General features: G+C 67.3%; 15 protein-coding genes. 4 read left to right on the forward strand and 11 right to left on the reverse strand.

Features of this window, described 5'->3' with window-relative positions:
• Positions 1–89: 89 nt before the first annotated feature.
• Entirely contained in the window at positions 90–842 is a 753-nt protein-coding gene (locus tag OHA70_RS06840; protein ID WP_328329725.1) for a sugar phosphate isomerase/epimerase family protein, read from the reverse strand.
• A gap of 106 nt (positions 843–948) precedes the next feature.
• Here OHA70_RS06840 and rarD point away from each other — a divergent pair, with 106 nt between their 5' ends.
• The 4 genes from rarD (at position 949) to OHA70_RS06860 (ending at position 3,852) form a co-directional block, all read left to right on the forward strand.
• On the forward strand, positions 949–1,905 hold the full coding sequence (gene rarD, locus OHA70_RS06845) for an EamA family transporter RarD (RefSeq protein ID WP_328329727.1): 957 nt from the start codon (positions 949–951) through the stop codon (positions 1,903–1,905).
• A gap of 191 nt (positions 1,906–2,096) precedes the next feature.
• Positions 2,097–2,579, forward strand: a complete 483-nt coding sequence (locus OHA70_RS06850) for an RrF2 family transcriptional regulator (RefSeq protein WP_328329729.1) — start codon at positions 2,097–2,099, stop codon at positions 2,577–2,579.
• A 69-nt stretch (positions 2,580–2,648) separates the two neighbouring features.
• Positions 2,649–3,104, forward strand: coding sequence for a cupin domain-containing protein (locus OHA70_RS06855; RefSeq protein WP_328329731.1), 456 nt, complete (start codon positions 2,649–2,651; stop codon positions 3,102–3,104).
• Positions 3,105–3,186: 82 nt separating this feature from the next.
• Positions 3,187–3,852, forward strand: a complete 666-nt coding sequence (locus OHA70_RS06860) for an AAA family ATPase (RefSeq protein ID WP_328329733.1) — start codon at positions 3,187–3,189, stop codon at positions 3,850–3,852.
• On the opposite strand, the gene OHA70_RS06865 is transcribed toward OHA70_RS06860, so the two are convergent.
• The 10 genes from OHA70_RS06865 to nuoF are packed head-to-tail and all read right to left on the reverse strand — an operon-like array spanning position 3,805 to position 16,572.
• Positions 3,805–4,821, reverse strand: coding sequence for a polyprenyl synthetase family protein (locus tag OHA70_RS06865; protein WP_328329735.1), 1,017 nt, complete (start codon positions 4,819–4,821; stop codon positions 3,805–3,807). The genes OHA70_RS06860 and OHA70_RS06865 overlap by 48 nt on opposite strands.
• Positions 4,818–6,413, reverse strand: a complete 1,596-nt coding sequence (gene nuoN / locus OHA70_RS06870; protein ID WP_328335038.1) for an NADH-quinone oxidoreductase subunit NuoN — start codon at positions 6,411–6,413, stop codon at positions 4,818–4,820. Before nuoN ends, OHA70_RS06865 begins: the two co-directional genes overlap by 4 nt.
• A gap of 11 nt (positions 6,414–6,424) precedes the next feature.
• Positions 6,425–7,951: an NADH-quinone oxidoreductase subunit M gene (locus OHA70_RS06875; protein WP_328329738.1), complete on the reverse strand. Its 1,527-nt coding sequence runs from the start codon at positions 7,949–7,951 to the stop codon at positions 6,425–6,427.
• A complete protein-coding gene (nuoL, locus tag OHA70_RS06880) occupies positions 7,948–9,819 on the reverse strand; it encodes an NADH-quinone oxidoreductase subunit L (RefSeq protein WP_328329740.1) in 1,872 nt (623 codons plus the stop codon). The genes OHA70_RS06875 and nuoL overlap by 4 nt, the downstream gene beginning before the upstream one ends.
• Positions 9,820–9,831: 12 nt before the next feature.
• A complete protein-coding gene (gene nuoK / locus OHA70_RS06885) occupies positions 9,832–10,131 on the reverse strand; it encodes an NADH-quinone oxidoreductase subunit NuoK (protein ID WP_185448440.1) in 300 nt (99 codons plus the stop codon).
• Positions 10,128–10,934 carry an NADH-quinone oxidoreductase subunit J gene (locus OHA70_RS06890; protein ID WP_328335040.1) on the reverse strand — a complete coding sequence of 269 codons (807 nt, stop codon included), beginning with the start codon at positions 10,932–10,934 and terminating at the stop codon, positions 10,128–10,130. Before OHA70_RS06890 ends, nuoK begins: the two co-directional genes overlap by 4 nt.
• 35 nt (positions 10,935–10,969) lie before the next feature.
• Complete coding sequence (gene nuoI / locus OHA70_RS06895; RefSeq protein ID WP_328329744.1) at positions 10,970–11,518, reverse strand: NADH-quinone oxidoreductase subunit NuoI; 549 nt, start codon at positions 11,516–11,518, stop codon at positions 10,970–10,972.
• A complete protein-coding gene (gene nuoH / locus OHA70_RS06900; protein ID WP_328329746.1) occupies positions 11,511–12,848 on the reverse strand; it encodes an NADH-quinone oxidoreductase subunit NuoH in 1,338 nt (445 codons plus the stop codon). The genes nuoI and nuoH overlap by 8 nt, the downstream gene beginning before the upstream one ends.
• Positions 12,845–15,274, reverse strand: a complete 2,430-nt coding sequence (locus OHA70_RS06905) for an NADH-quinone oxidoreductase subunit G (RefSeq protein ID WP_328329748.1) — start codon at positions 15,272–15,274, stop codon at positions 12,845–12,847. Before OHA70_RS06905 ends, nuoH begins: the two co-directional genes overlap by 4 nt.
• On the reverse strand, positions 15,271–16,572 hold the full coding sequence (gene nuoF, locus OHA70_RS06910; RefSeq protein ID WP_442913872.1) for an NADH-quinone oxidoreductase subunit NuoF: 1,302 nt from the start codon (positions 16,570–16,572) through the stop codon (positions 15,271–15,273). The genes OHA70_RS06905 and nuoF overlap by 4 nt, the downstream gene beginning before the upstream one ends.

Below are 16,572 nucleotides of genomic sequence, written 5' to 3' on the forward strand. Positions count from 1 at the left end.
CAGCCGCTCATCCTCGGTGTGCACACGACCAGGGCCGGGATGAGCGGTCATACGGACTTCGAGGAGTTCGCCAGTACGTGCCTGAGTGATCAGAGCCAGTTGTGGAGTTGGGCTGCGTCGGTGGAGAACTGGTCGACGGAGTCGTCTGCTACGAACTCCAGGAGGGTGTTGATTTCTCGGGGTTCGGCTGACAGGCGGTCGAGGACTGGGCGCCAGAGGGATTCTCGGCCGGAGAGGGGGAGGCGGTTGTTCGACGGCCACCAGGAGAAGACGTGGACTGTGCTGAGCCAGGGCATCAGGGATTCGAGTTGCTCCAGGCATTGGGCGTCGCCCAGGTCCACCGGGGGTTGCCAGTACGTCGTGAGGTTGGGGGCGCCCACGTCGAGCAGCAGCGTGATGGTCGAGTCAACCTCGTCGGTGAGGGTGCCGCGGTGGAACTCCATCGCGATCTCGATGCCCGCGCCGGCCGCGACATCGGCCAGCTCGGCCAGACCGCGGGTGACCGCCATCCGGTCGCCGACGCCGGCTTCCGCAGTACCGACCGTTCCCGCCCACACCCGGATCCGGGGTGCGCCGAGCTCGGCGGCGGTGTTGACCGCGGTACGGATCTCCTCGCGGTCGACGCTGCCGGCCCGCAGGTACGACCCGTACGCCGCGATGGCCAGGCCGTTCTCCTCGCAGAGCTCGCGGGCCTTCCGCGCGGCGGGCAGATCGCCGAGCGGGACGTGGATGTCACCACCCCACTCGATCGCCGCCAGCCCCGCCTTCTTGGCCACCTCGACGACCTCGTCGACCGCCAACTTCCGGAACGTCACCGAGACCAGACCGGTCCTCACACCCACGCCGTACCTCCTCTGTCCACCTCTATCCAACCTCATCCGCAAAGCCCGTCTCACGTCATGAGCAAAGTACGTTGACACCAATGACGGCTCACCTAGACTCGCAGGCGTGCCAGAACAGCGCAGAGGGTTCCTCTTCGGTCTCGGCTGCTACCTGTTCTGGGGCCTCGTCCCGCTCTACTGGAAGCTGATCAGCTCCTCCGGCGCGCTGGAACTGCTCGCCCATCGCATCCTCTGGTCGCTCGTCACGATCGTCGGTCTGGTCCTGGTACGCCGTCGTTTCGGTCAGGTCCGCGTCCTGCTCGCCGACCCACGCCGCCGCTGGCCGTTGATCGCGGGCGCCGTCCTGATCACGATCAACTGGGGCGGCTACATCTGGAGCGTCAACAACGACCGGATCATCGAAGCGTCGCTCGGCTACTTCATCACTCCCCTGTTCACCGTCCTGCTCGGCGTAATCCTCCTCAAGGAACGCCTCCGCCCGGTCCAGTGGATCGCCGTCGCGATCGCCTTCATCGCGGTCGCGGGCATGACCATCGAGAACGGCCGCCCGCCGTGGGTCGCGCTGATCCTGACGTTCTCCTTCGGCTTCTACGGCCTAGCCAAGAAGAAGGCCAACGCCGGAGCCATCGAAGGCATGGCCGTCGAGTCAGCCGTCGTCGCCCCACTAGCCCTGGTCGCGATCGTGATCCTCGGCCTGCAGGGCGGGTCAACCGTCACCAGCCACGGCCCCGGCTACTTCGTCCTAGTCCTGCTAACCGGCCCGCTGACCGCCATCCCCCTACTCCTCTTCGGCGCCGCCGCCACCCGAATCTCGATGACCACCCTCGGCCTCCTGAACTACCTGACCCCGGTCATCCAGTTCCTACTCGGCACGCTTGTCTTCCACGAACACATGTCCCCCATCCGCTGGGCCGGCTTCACCCTCGTCTGGCTGGCCCTAGCCATCTTCACCACAGACAGCCTCACCCACCACAGGCGGACCCGTCCGACGGACCCGCGTGCCGGCTCCCCCGTCGCCAGCCCCTCGGCACCCGAATCGACCACGAGAACGGCGTACCAGTAGCTGATACACCGTTTCTCCGGCTACTGCACGAGGGGACTGCGATTCGCGACCCCAGGGCCGATTCTTGGCGTCTTTGTGCTCGACGTGAGTAGATCCGTCGCCGGAGAGTGCTCAGGTGGAGCACTAGGTGCCTCAGGCAACCGGCTTGGGCAGGTTGACAAGATAGATTCTGGACATTTAGTATCTAGGTTATGAAGATGAACGAGGGCGTCGAGTGGGCGGTGCACAGTTGTGTGAATCTGTGCTTCATCCCGGGCGAGGCGGTTACCGCCAAGCGGCTCGCTGCCTTCTACGAGCTTCCAACGGCGTACCTGAACAAGCAACTCCAAGCGCTGACCCGGGCCGGCATTCTCAGTTCGACCTCCGGACCCAAAGGCGGGTTCCAGCTCGCCAAGGCGCCCGACAAGATCACGCTGCTCGATGTAGTGGTCGCGATCGACGGATCCGACGACGCCTTCCGCTGCACTCAGATCCTCAAAGCCGGGCCGGGCGCCGACGCGAAGGCCGACTACCGGAAGACCTGCGTGGTCTCGATGTCGATGCGCAAAGCCGAGCTCACCTACCGCCGCGAACTGGCGGCGAAGACGATCGCGGATCTAGTCGCACAGGTCGAGAGCACCTACCCGGACACCGCCGACAACACCCGCAACTGGTTCGCCAACCTCAAGTCCTGACACCATCCCAACAGCACAAACGCAGCACTTAATTCTGGACATTCAACGTCTACAAAGGAGTAAAAGAACATGAGCATCCTCATCCGTTCGACCGACGCAGAGGTTCTCGAGGCCAGCGGTGTCACCTTGCTCGCCGACACCCCTGCCACCAACGGCCACCTCACCAGTCACCGCTCGATCTTCAAGCCTGGCAAGGAAGGCGCTCCCCCGCACCTGCACCAGGAGGCCTCCGAACTGTTCTACGTCCTCACCGGCAGCCTGCGCGTCCTCACCGGCGACGACCTGATCACCCTCGACCAAGGCGACTTCCTGCTGGTACCGCCGAACACCCCGCACGCCTTCGAAGCAGCCGGTACGCAAGAAGCCGAGGTGCTCTTCGTCCTCACCCACGCCAAGCCCCGCTTCGACTACTACCGCCTCCTCGAAGGCGTCTACCGCGGCGAGACCGATCCCGCCGTCCTCGCGACCACCAGCGACCTCTACGACAACCACTACGTGAACAGCCCCACCTGGACCAACCGCTAGCCAGGCACCAGTCCTCAGCGGATTCTCATCGCGCTCTCAGAGCGGGCGGAGAGGATTGCGGGAACGCCGAAGGAGGCTCCCTGTGACCACGCTGCTGATCCCACCGAGAATCCACCAAGACGCTCACCGCACCGAGCTGCGCTATCCAGCGGATGCGATCGTCGTACTGGCCGGCATCCCCGGCTCCGGCAAGAGCACCCTGCTCAGACGACTCTTCCCGGAGCCCGGCGCCGTCCAGGTGCTCGACTCCGAACCGATCCGCAACCGCTGGAAGCCAGTACTCCGCAAAATCCCGTACGCCGTCTGGCGCCCGGCCCTCCACCTGACCCACTACGCCCGCGTACTCCGAGCCATGCGCACCAGCGGCCCCCTGGTAATCCACGACTGCGCAACGAAACCACTGTCCAGGCAACTGATCGGCCGAGCAGCCCAACTAGCTGGCCGGCCGGTCCACCTGCTCATGCTCGACGTACCAGTCGACGTGGCCCGCCTAGGCCAACATCAGCGCGACCGCGTCGTCCGGCAAGGCAGCATGGAGACCCACAGCCGCCGCTGGCCGGTACTACGAGAACTAGCGGTCACCGACCCCGGGCAAGTAGTGCCCGGGGCAACCTCCGCAACAATCTTGACCCGCGCCCAAGCCGACCGCCTGACCCGAATCACCTTCAGCCGCGAAGCAGACCAAGCCGCAGGAACCCGCTCAGACCGAGCGGGTGACCACCAGATCGCAGAGCGACTCCAGAGCTGACCGCCCCGGCCCCTCCGGAAGATCCGACAGCAACTTGCGAGCATCATCCGCGCGCCGCCGCACGTCATCCTCAGCCTGCTGAAGCGACGGATGCGACCGCAACAACCCAAGAGCCTCAGCCAGCCGAGCGTCATCCGTCAGATCAGAGTCAAGCAACTCGAGCAGCCGCGCATCCGTCGGCGACGACGGGTCAGCCTGCGCCCGGAAGATCAACACCGGCAGCGTCGGAACACCCTCACGCAGATCCGTCCCAGGAGTCTTGCCCGACTCCTCGGACATGATGTCGAGGATGTCGTCGGCCAGCTGGAAAGCCTGCCCGATCTCCTCCCCGAACGCCCGAACAGTCTCCTGTACCTCCGCCGAAGCACCCGCGAAGCGAGCCCCGAACAAAGCCGACGTAGCAATCAGCGACCCGGTCTTGTCCGCGACCACCGACAGGTAATGCGCGAGCGGATCCTGTCCCTCCGCGACACCCAAGGTCTCCCGGATCTGACCCTCGACCAATCGTCCGAAGGTCCGCGACTGAATCCGAACCGCCTCAGGCCCCAGCGAAGCGACCAGGTCGGAGGCACGGGCGAACAGCCAGTCCCCCGCCAGGATCGCCACCGAGTTGTCCCAGCGAGCATTGGCCGTCGACGAGCCACGACGCAGCGCAGCCTCGTCCATCACGTCGTCGTGGTAGAGCGTCGCCACATGGGTCAGCTCGACCACCACAGCCGCGTCAATCACCTCAGAGGACCCGGCCGAAGGACCGAGCTCCGCGGCGAGCAGCACCAGCAACGGCCGGAACCGCTTGCCGCCGGCAACCATCACGTGCTGGACGGCCTCGGTGACGAACGGCGCCTCGGACTGCGCGGAGTCGCGCAGCGCCTGCTCGACCTTGACCAGCCCAGCGCGGATCCGGGCTTCGAGCGCCTCGTCGGCGAACGCGAAGCCCAGGCTCTCGGCCGGCAGCGGGGTGGGGCTCACCGGATGAACTCACCCGCCCGGGCAGCCAGGTCGAGCACCGGTCCCGGAACGATACCGAGGACCACCGTGGCGGCCAGACCCAAGGCGACGGCCGTGGTGGTCTGCCAACCCGGCAGGGCCACGTCCGGCGCGTCAGCCGGCAGGTCGGAGAAGAACATCAGCACGATCACGCGGACGTAGAAGAACGCGGCGACCAGGCTGCAGAGCACTGCGACGACGACCAGCGGCCAAGCGCCACCGGTCCAGGCCGCCGTGAACACGGCCCACTTGCCGGTGAAGCCCGCGGTCAGCGGGATGCCGGCGAAGCCGAGCAGGAAGAAGGCGAAGATGCCCGCCAGCAGCGGCGACTTCTTGCCCAGTCCGGCCCAGCGCGACAGGTGGGTGGCCTCGCCGCCCGCGTCGCGGACCAGCGTCACCAGCGCGAAGGCGCCGATGGTCGGGAAGCCGTAGCAGACCAGGTAGAACAGCACGGCCTGCGTCGAGGTGATGCCGTGGGTGACCCCACTGCCGGCCTGCGAGAGCCCGACGAACGCGGTCAGCAGGAAACCGGCGTGCGCGATCGACGAGTAGGCGAGCATCCGCTTCACGTCGGTCTGGGTCAGCGCCACGATCGAGCCGACCACCATGGTGAGGATCGCGACGATCCACATCATCGGCGCCCAGTCCCAGCGGCTGCCGCCGAGGGCGACGTAGAAGACCCGCATCAGCCCGATGAACGCGGCGATCTTGGTGCAGGCCGCCATGAACCCGGTGACCGGCGTCGGCGCACCCTGGTACACGTCCGGCGTCCACGAGTGGAACGGAACCGCGCCGACCTTGAACAGCAGCCCGACCCCGATCAGGCCGGTACCGGCCAGCAGGATCGCGTCGCCGCCGGTCTTGGTGGCCAGCGCGTCCGAGATGCCGCCGAGCGACATGGTGCCGGCGTACCCGTAGAGCAGCGCGATGCCGTAGAGCAGGAAGGCCGAGGCGAAGGCGCCGAGCAGGAAGTACTTCATCGCGGCTTCCTGCGAGATCAGCCGGCGACGGCGCGCCAGCCCGCAGAGCAGGTACAGCGGCAGCGAGAAGACCTCGAGCGCGACGAACAGCACCAGCAGGTCGTTGGCCGAGGCGAACAGCATCATGCCGCCGACCGCGAACAGCGTCAGCGGGAAGATCTCGGTGTGCTCGACCTTCAGCGCAGTACCTTCGCGCTCCGCCTCACTGCCCGGTACTGCCGCAGCCTGGCCGGCGAACGCCGACAAGCCACCGTCGACCGAGCGCTCGGCGAACAGCAGGATGCTGACCAGCGTCAGCGCCAGCAGCGTGATCCAGGTGAACAGCGCGGGGCCGTCCACCGAGATCGCGCCCTGCGCCGCGAGCAGTTCCTTCTTGTCGTTCATCAGCCCGACGGTCCAGACACCGGCCGCCAGTACGCCGATCAGCGCGATCGCCAGCTGGATCAGGTGCCGGACCGGGCGCGGCACGAACGCCTCGGCCAGTACGCCGACACACGCCGCGCCGAAGACGACGAGCAGTGGAGCCAGCTCGTTGTACTCGATCTTCGGCTTGACGAAGTCCGCCAGCGGCAGGGCTTGCGCCGCCAGCGGCATCAGAACTGCACTCACTTCTGTCCCTCCGTCACGGGAACCTGCGGGGCCTTGTCGGTGACGCCCACGTGCTGCATCGTCGACTCGACCGCCGGCTTGATGATGTCGACGATCGGCTTCGGGTAGATGCCGAACCCGATGATCAGCACGACCAGCGGCGCGATCGCGAAGACCTCGCGGAAGTTCAGGTCCTTCAGCTTCTCGATGCCGTCACGCACCGGGCCGGTCATCAGGCGCTGGTACATGATCAGGATGTAGAGCGCGGCCAGCACGATCCCGAGCACGGCGATCACCGCGATCACCTTGTGCTTGCTGAACGTTCCGGCCAGCACCATGAACTCGGAGATGAACGGCGACAGACCGGGCAGCGCCAGGCTGGACAGGCCGGCGAACAGGAAGGTGCCGGCCAAGACCGGAGCCACCTTCTCGACGCCGCCGTAGTCCGCGATCCGGGCCGAACCGCGCCGCGAGATCAGGTAGCCGGCCACCAGGAACAGCGCCGCGGTGGAGAGTCCGTGGTTGAACATGTAGAGCGTCGACCCGGTCAGCCCCTGCGAGGTGAGCGCGAAGATGCCCATCACGATGAAGCCGAAGTGCGAGATCGAGGTGTAGGCGATCAGCCGCTTGATGTCGGTCTGGCCGATCGCCACCAGCGCGCCGTACAGGACGCTGATCAGGGCGAGCACCAGGACGACCGGGGTGGCCCACTTCGACGCTTCCGGGAACAGCCCCAGGCAGAACCGGATCATCCCGAAGGTGCCGATCTTGTCCAGGATGCCGACCAGCAGCACCGAGGTACCGGGGGTCGCCTCGGCGGCGGCGTCCGGCAGCCAGGTGTGGAACGGCACCATCGGCGCCTTCACGGCGAAGGCGAAGAAGAAGCCGAGGAACAGCCAGCGCTCGGTGTTCTGCGACATGTCGACCTTGACCAGGTCGGACAGCAGGTACGACGGGTCGCCACCGTTCTTGGCCGACACCACGTACAGGCCGACCACGGAGGCCAGCATCAGCAGACCGCCGAGCAGCGAGTAGAGCAGGAACTTCACCGCCGCGTACGACCGCTGCGGACCGCCGAAGCCACCGATCAGGAAGTACATCGGGATCAGCGTGGCCTCGAACAGCACGTAGAAGAGGAACACGTCGGTGGCGCTGAAGACGCCGATCGACAGCGCTTCCAGGCCGAGGATCCAGGCGAAGAAGGACTTCTCACTCCAGCGACCGGTCTTCGCGTCGTTCCAGGAGGCGATCAGCACGATCGGGGTGAGCAGCGCGGTGAGCACCACCAGCACGATCCCGACGCCGTCCAGCCCGAGCGCGTAGTGCGCCCCGAAGGCCTTGATCCAGGTGTGGTTCTCCTCGTAGTCAGCAGCACCGTTCTGGTGGTAGCCGACGGCGATCACGATGGTCAGTGCCAGCGTGACGAGGGAGAAGACCAGTGCCACCTGCTTGGACAGCAGCGCCTTGGCTTTCGGCACCGCCATCGTCGCCAGGGCGCCTACCAACGGCAGGAGCAGCGTCAGGGTCAGCCAACCGATTTTCACGACAACCTCACCGCGAGGAGGGCGACGACCACGAATGCGGCGCCGAAGACCATGCTGAGTGCGTAGGAACGGACGAAGCCCGTCTGGAACCGGCGCAGCCGGCCGGACAGTCCGCCGAAGAGTGCGGCCAGGCCGTTGACCAGGCCGTCCACTCCGCGGTTGTCGAGCCAGACCAGCGTCCGGGTGAGGTACTGGCCCGGGCGCATCAGGACCGCCTCGTTCAGCGCGTCGCCGTAGAGGTCACGGCGGGCGAAGGTGGTGACCGGCGAGACCCGGACGGGCACCTCGCGCGGGATGTCGCGGCGGTACCGGAGTACCGCGATCACGATGCCGACGGCAACGACCGCGAGGGTGATCAGCGTCATCACGGTGGCGCTGACCGGAGCGTGCTCCTCCTCGTGACCGACGACCGGCTCCAGCCAGTCGACGATCCAGTGGCCGCCGAAGTACAGCGCGCCGCCACCGAGCGAGAGCGCGGCCAGGATGATCAGCGGGCCGGTCATCACGGCCGGCGACTCGTGCGGGTGCACGTCCTTCTCCCAGCGCTTCTCGCCGAAGAAGGTCATCAGCATCAACCGGGTCATGTAGAACGCGGTGATCCCGGCGCCGAGCAGCGCGCACAGACCGATCACCGTGTTGTCCGCGAACGCGGCCTCGATGATCTTGTCCTTGCTGAAGAAGCCGGCGAACGGCGGGATGCCGAGGATCGCCAGGTAGCCGAACGCGAACGTCACGAAGGTGACCTTCATGTACTTCGCCAGGCCGCCGTAGTGGCGCATGTTCACGTCGTCGTTCATCCCGTGCATCACGGAGCCGGCGCCGAGGAACATGTTGGCCTTGAAGAAGCCGTGCGTGAGCAGGTGGAAGATCGCGAACACGTAACCCGCTGGGCCGAGGCCCGCGGCGAGCATCATGTAGCCGATCTGGCTCATCGTCGAACCGGCCAGCGCCTTCTTGATGTCGTCCTTGGCGCAACCGATGATCGCACCGGCCAGCGCGGTCACCGTGCCGACGATCACCACCGCGGTGGAGGCCGCGTCGGTGACCTCGTAGATCGCGTGCGAGCGGACCACCAGGTAGACGCCCGCGGTGACCATCGTCGCCGCGTGGATCAGCGCCGACACCGGGGTCGGGCCCTCCATCGCGTCCAGCAGCCAGGACTGCAGCGGCACCTGCGCGGACTTACCGCAGGCCGCCAGCAGCAGCATCAGGCCGAGCAGCGTGCCCCAGGTGCTGGAGACGTGCTCGGCGCCGGCGTTCACGGTGGCGAAGGCCGAGGACCCGAACAGCGCCCACATGCTCATCACCGCGAGCGACAGGCCGATGTCACCGACCCGGTTCACCACGAACGCCTTCTTCGCGGCGGTCGCGGCCGAGTGCTTGTGCTGCCAGAACCCGATCAGCAGGTACGACGCCAGACCGACGCCTTCCCAGCCGACGAAGACCAGCAGGTAGTCGGCGGCGAGGACCAGCAGCAGCATCGACGCGATGAACAGGTTCAGGTACCCGAAGAAGCGGCGCCTGCGCGCGTCGTGCTCCATGTAGCCGATCGAGTAGATGTGGATCAGCGATCCGACACCCGTGATCAGCAACACGAACAGGATCGACAGCTGGTCGACCAGCAGCGTCACATCCACATGCACGCTGCCGACCGAGAACCACTCGAACAGCTTGATCGTCTCGGACCGCTCTTCGCCGGACTTGCCCTGCATCTGGAAGAACAGCAGGACTCCGCAGACGAACGAGGCCAGCGACGCCGCGGTGCCCAGCAGGTGACCCCACTTGTTGGTGGCTTTACCACCAAGCAGCAGGATCGCCGCGGACACCGCCGGGATCGCGACCAGCAGCCACGTCAGCTCATGACTCATCGGTTTCAGACCTCAGTACTTGAGCAGGTTGGCGTCGTCGACCGAGGCCGAGCGACGGGTGCGGAAGATGGCCATGATGATCGCCAGGCCGATCACGACCTCGGCCGCGGCCACCACCATCACGAAGAAGGCGGCGATCTGGCCGTCGAGGTTGCCGTGCTGGCGGGCGAAGCTGACGAACGCGAGGTTCGTTGCGTTCAGCATCAACTCCACGCACATGAAGACGACGATCGCGTTCCGCCGGACGAGCACGCCCAGCGCCCCGATGCTGAACAGCATCGCCGACAGCACGATGTACGGCTCGGTGCTCACGCCTTATCTCCTTCACGGAATCCGGTGAGATCCGTCCCGGTGGGTTCCGGCGGGACCTCGTCGCCCGCGTCGCCGTCGGCGATCTCGCGGACCAGGTCGACGTCCTCGCGCTCCTCGGTCTCGGGGAACACCGTGCCACGTGCCTGCAGCACGCGCGAAACCGAGGTCGGTGCGATCGACCCGTCGGGCAGCAGCGCCGGCGTGTCGACGGCGTTGTGCCGGGCCAGCACACCAGGTGTCGGCAGCGGGCCCGGGTGCACGCCGGCCTCGGCGTACTTGCGGATCCGCTCCTCGGCGTGGTCGCGCTGGGTCAGCTTCTTGGTCAGCCGCTCGCGGTGCGCCAGCATCATCGCGCCCATCGCCGCGGTGATCAGCAGCGCCGAGGTGACCTCGAAGGCGAACACGTACTTGCCGAACAGCAGCTGCGCGATCCCCTTCGGGTTCCCGTCCGGCTGCGCCTGACCGAGCCCGACCGGGTCGCCGTACTTCGCGTTGCCGACGGCGAACACCAGCAGGATGCCGATCCCGAGGAAGGCGACCCCGGCGAGCAGCCGCTGCCCGCGGATCGTCTCGACCAGCGAGTCGGACGCGTCGACGCCGACCAGCATCAGGACGAACAGGAACAGCATCAGGATCGCGCCGGTGTAGACGATGATCTGTACTGCGAACAGGAACGGCGCATCCTGTGCCGCGTACTGGACGGCCAGGCAGATCATCACGGTGGCGAGCAGCAGCGCGGAGTGCACCGCCTTGCGGACCAGGATCATCGCGATCGCGGCCAGCACCATGATCGGGGCCAGCATCCAGAACGCGACCTGGCCGCCGGTGACGAGCGGGGTCACTTCTCGCCACCACCCTCGGTCGGAGCCGCGGCGCCGATCAGGCCACGGTAGTAGTCCTTGTCGGTGGCGCCGAGCTGCATGTCGTGCGGCGGCTCGGACATCCCCGGCAGCAGCGGCGCGAGCAGGTCCTTCTTCTCGTAGATGAGGGACTCGCGGCTGCGGTCGGCCAGCTCGTACTCGTTCGTCATCGTGAGCGCCCGGGTCGGGCACGCCTCGATGCACAGGCCGCAGAGGATGCAGCGCAGGTAGTTGATCTGGTAGACGCGGCCGTAGCGCTCACCGGGCGACATCCGGCCGCCCTCGGTGTTGTCAGCGCCCTCGACGTAGATCGCGTCCGCCGGGCAGGCCCAGGCGCACAGCTCGCAGCCGATGCACTTCTCCAGGCCGTCGGGCCAGCGGTTCAGCTGGTGCCGGCCGTGGAAGCGAGGCGCGGTCGGCTTCTTGTCGAAGGGGTACTGCTCGGTGAACGTCTTCCGGAACATCGTCCGGAAGGTGACCCCGAATCCGGCGACCGGATCCCAGAGGGACTCTTTGACGCTAGCCACGGCTGCCTTCCTTGCTACGAACGTCCTCGCTCGTGGAATCGACGAGTGGTGGTGGCACTGGGAAGCCGCCGGCGAAGGCGTCGAAGTCCTCGCTCGCCACCGGCTCGGGCTGGTCGGTCTTCTTCTGCGGCAGGAACATCGAGATCACCGCGATCGCCGCGACGATGCCGGCCGCCACCAGCAGGTAGTTGCGCTGGTTGCCGCTGTCCACCTCACGGCCGACCGCGCGGACCGTGGCGACCAGCAGGATCCAGCCCAGCGAGACCGGGATCAGGATCTTCCAGCCCAGCTTCATGAACTGGTCGTAGCGCAGACGCGGCAGCGTTCCGCGCAGCCAGATGTACATGAAGATGAAGCACATCATCTTGCCGACGAACCACAGCACCGGCCAGAAGCCGGAGTTCGCGCCGTCCCAGATCGAGATCGGCCAGGGCGCCCGCCAGCCGCCCAGGAACAGCGTGGTGGCCAGCGCGGACACGGTCGCCATGTTGATGTACTCGGCCAGGAAGAACATCGCGTACTTCATCGAGGAGTACTCGGTCAGGAAGCCGGCCACCAGCTCGCCCTCGGCCTCCGGCAGGTCGAACGGCGCCCGGTTCGTCTCGCCGACCATCGAGATCACGTAGATGACGAAGGACGGGAACAACAGGACGGCGTACCAGCCCGGGATCGGGATGTGCGCCCCGAACAGGTTCAGGGTCTGGTGCGAGGCCTGCGCGGCGACGATGTCCGAGGTGGACATCGAGCCGGCGAACAGGAACACCGTCACCAGCGCCAGGCCCATCGCGACCTCGTACGAGATCATCTGGGCGCTGGAGCGCAGACCGCCGAGCAGCGAGTAGGTCGAGTTGGACGACCAGCCGCCGAGCACGATGCCGTAGATGCCGATCGAGGCGATCGCCATCACGTAGAGCACCGAGACCGGCAGATCGGTCAGCTGCAACCGGGTGTAGGTGTCGGTGAACGGGATCTTCACCGTCGGCCCGAACGGGATCACGGCGAAGGTCAGGAAGGCCGGGATCGAGACGATCACCGGCGCCGCGACGTAGACGAACTTGTCCACGCCCTTCGGCATCAGGTCTTCCTTGAACATCAGCTTCATGCCGTCGGCCAGCGACTGGAGCAGACCGAACGGGCCGTGCACGTTCGGCCCGATCCGGTTCTGCATGTAGGCCACGACCCGGCGCTCCAACCAGATGTTGAAGAGCGTCAGCACGATCAGGAAGACGAAGATCAGCAGTACCTTGATCAGCACCACCCACCAGGGGTCGTTGCCGACCCCCGCATCCGGTGGCGGCGCCAGCGGCAGGGCGAGCGGGATGGACATCATGCGTTCCCTCCGGCAATGGTCACGATCGAGCCGTGATCGGCATGCAGCGAGCGTCGGACGTGCGAGTCGGCCGAGTTGGCCGGCAGCCAGACGACGTTGTCGGTCATCGCGGTGATCGCCACCGGCAACCGGATCGAGCCGGCGTCGGTGCTCACCACGAGCTCGTCGCCGTCGTTCACGCCGACCCGGTGGGCCGTGGTCAGCGAGATCCGCGCCACCGGCCGGCGGGCGGTCGCGACCAGGTGCGGCTCACCGTCGTTGCCGCGGCTGTCGTCGATCAGCATCCGCCAGGTGGCCAGCCGGGTCGAGTCGAACGCGCCGAGCGCCGGACCGGCCTGGTACGTCGGTTCGCCGGCCCGGTCGCCGTCCCAGCGGCCGAGCTCGTCGAACTCCTTCTTCGCCCCGTGCGGGGTGCTGAAGCCGAGCGGCGAGCCCATCTCCTGGGCCAGTGCGGCCAGTGCCCGGACATCCGGCATCGCGGCCGCCACCTTGAGGACGACCGGGAACGACCGCTCGCGGCCCTCCCAGTTGACGAAGGTGCCGTCCTTCTCCGCCGGCGGTACCACCGGGAAGATGACGTCGGCGTACTCGGTCACCTGCGAGTTGCGGACCTCGAAGCTGACCACGAACGGCGCGGCGGCCAGTGCAGCCAGTGCAGCCGCCGGGTCCGGCAGGTCGTCGATCTCGACACCCGCGACGACCAGCGCCTGCAGCGAGCCGGCCGCGGCGAGGATCTCGCCGATGTCCTTGCCGGCCGTGCTGGGCAGGTTCTCGACGCCCCAGGCGGCCTGCAGGTCGACCCGCGCGGCCGCGTCCGACACCAGGCGACCGCCCGGCAGCAGACCCGGCAGGCAGCCGGCGTCGAGCGCACCACGGTCGCCCGCACGACGCGGGATCCAGACCAGCTGGGCCCCGGTGTCCAGCGCGAGCCGCAGCGCGGCGGAGTACGCACCCTGAACGGATGCGAGCCGCTCGCCGACGATGATGATCGAGTTGGCGCCGAGCGCGTCCTGCGCCAGCGCGCCGGTCTCACCGGTACCGCGAAGGTCGCTCAGTACGGCGGCCTCGGTGCCCGGGCTGCTCTGGACGACGACGCCCGACAGCTTCTCGATCCCGCGCGATCCGAACGGCGCGACCGTGAAGACCTGGGTGCCGTTCTTCTTGACACCCTTGCGCAGCCGCAGGAAGACCGACGGCGACTCCTCCTCGGGCTCGAAGCCCACGAGCAGTACCGACGAAGCGTTCTCCAGATCGGCGAACGTCGTGCCGAGCCCGGTGCCCGCCACCGCGGCGGCCAGGAAGTCGGCCTCCTCGGAGGAGTACGGCCGGGACCGGAAGTCGATGTCGTTGGTGCCGAGGGCGACCCGGGCGAACTTCGAGTAGGCGTAAGCGTCCTCGAGCGTCAGCCGGCCACCGGTCAGTACCGCGGCGTTGCCCTTCGCGGCGACGAGCCTCTTCGCCGCGAAGTCCAGCGCCTCCGGCCAGGAAGCGGCCCGCAGCTCGCCGTCCTCGCGGATCAGCGGGTGGGTCAGCCGGTCGCCGGTGTTCGCGTAGTTGAACGCGAACCGGTCCCGGTCGGAGATCCACTCCTCGTTGACCTCGGGGTCGTCACCGGCCAGCCGGCGCATCACCTTGCCGCGCCGGTAGTCGATCCGGATCGCCGCACCGGACGCGTCGTGCTCGGCGATCGAAGGCACCGAGACGAGGTCGAACGGGCGGGACCGGAACCGGTACGCCGCGCTGGTCAGCGCGCCGACCGGGCAGATCTGGATCGCGTTGCCGGAGAAGTAGCTCTCGAAGGGCTCCTTCTCGTAGATGCCGACCTGCTGCAGGGCCCCGCGCTCGAGCAGCTCGATGAACGGGTCACCGGCGATCTGCTGGGAGAACCGGGTGCAGCGGGCGCAGAGCACGCAGCGCTCGCGGTCCAGCAGCACCTGCGCGGAGATGTTGATCGGCTTCGGGTACGTCCGCTTCACACCCTCGAAGCGGCTCTCCCCCCGGCCGTTCGTCATCGCCTGGTTCTGCAGCGGGCACTCGCCACCCTTGTCGCAGACCGGGCAGTCCAGCGGGTGGTTGATCAGCAGGAACTCCATCTGCCCCTGCTGGGCCTTGTCGGCCACCGGCGAGGAGATCTGGGTCCGGATGACCATGCCGTCGGCAACGGTCAGCGAGCACGAGGTCTGCGGCTTCGGCATCCCGCGACCGTTGCCTGCGTCAACGACCTCGACGAGGCACTGACGGCAGGCCGCGACCGGGTCGAGCAGCGGGTGGTCGCAGAACCTCGGGATCTGGACGCCGATCTGCTCGGCGGCCCGGATCGCCAGGCTGTTCTTGGGGACCTTCACCTCGACGTCGTCGATGGTGACCGTCACCAGGTCGACCTTCTCCACAGCGGAGCCGGCCGGCGGGTTGGCTTGGATCGTCATGCGGTTGCTCCAGCGGTCGCGAAGACGGTGGACGCCATCGGGTCGAACGGGCAGCCGCCGTTCGTGAAGTGCGCGAGGTAGTCGTCCTTGAAGTGCTGGATCGAGCTGGTGATCGGCGCGGTCGCGCCGTCGGCCAGCGCGCAGAACGACCGGCCGGTGATGTTGTCGCTCAGGTCCAGCAGCTTCTCGAGGTCGGCCTCGTCGCCCTGGCCGGCCTCGAGCCGCTCCAGGATCTGCACCAGCCACCAGGTGCCCTCACGGCACGGGGTGCACTTGCCACAGGACTCGTGCTTGTAGAACTCGGTCCAGCGCAGCGTGGCGCGGACCGGACAGACGGTCTCGTCGAAGATCTGCAGCGCCTTGGTGCCGAGCAGCGAGCCGGCCCCGGAGACACCTTCGTAGTCCAGCGGTACGTCGAGGTGCTCGGCGGTCAGCAGCGGCGTCGAGGACCCACCCGGGGTCCAGAACTTCAGCTGGTGACCCTCGCGGACCCCACCGGCCAGCTCGAGCAGCTGGCGCAGCGTGATGCCCATCGGCGCCTCGTACTGACCCGGCCGGGTGACGTGGCCGGACAGCGAGTAGATCGTCGGGCCCTTGGACTTCTCGGTGCCCATCGAGCCGAACCAGTCGGCGCCGTTGTTGATGATCGAGGGAACGGATGCGATCGACTCGACGTTGTTGATGACAGTGGGGCAGCCGTACAGGCCGGCCACCGCGGGGAACGGAGGACGCAGCCGGGGTTGACCACGACGACCTTCCAGGGAGTCGAGCAGCGCGGTCTCTTCACCGCAGATGTACGCGCCGGCGCCGGCGTGCACGATCACGTCGATGTCGTAGCCGGTGCCGAGCACGTTGGTGCCGATCAAGCCGGCTTCCTTGGCCTCGGCGACCGCCTGCTGCAACCGGCGTACGACGTGCAGCACCTCACCGCGCACGTAGATGAACGCGGTGTTCGCGTTGATCGCGTACGCGGAGATGATGACGCCCTCGACCAGCGTGTGCGGCGAGGCGAGCATCAGCGGGATGTCCTTGCAGGTGCCCGGCTCGGACTCGTCGGCGTTCACCACCAGGTACTTCGGCTTCGGGTTGTCCTGCGGGATGAACGACCACTTCATGCCCGTCGGGAAGCCCGCGCCGCCACGGCCGCGCAGCCCGGAGTCCTTGACCGCGGTGACCACGTCGGCCGGCTGCATCCGCAGCGCGGTGCGCAACGCGTCGTACCCGCCGGAGCGCTGGTACGAGGCCAGCTGCCAGGACCGGATCTGGTCCCAATTGTCGGACAGCACTGGAGTGAGCAC

This window comes from Kribbella sp. NBC_00382 (assembly GCF_036067295.1).
Lineage (GTDB): Bacteria > Actinomycetota > Actinomycetes > Propionibacteriales > Kribbellaceae > Kribbella.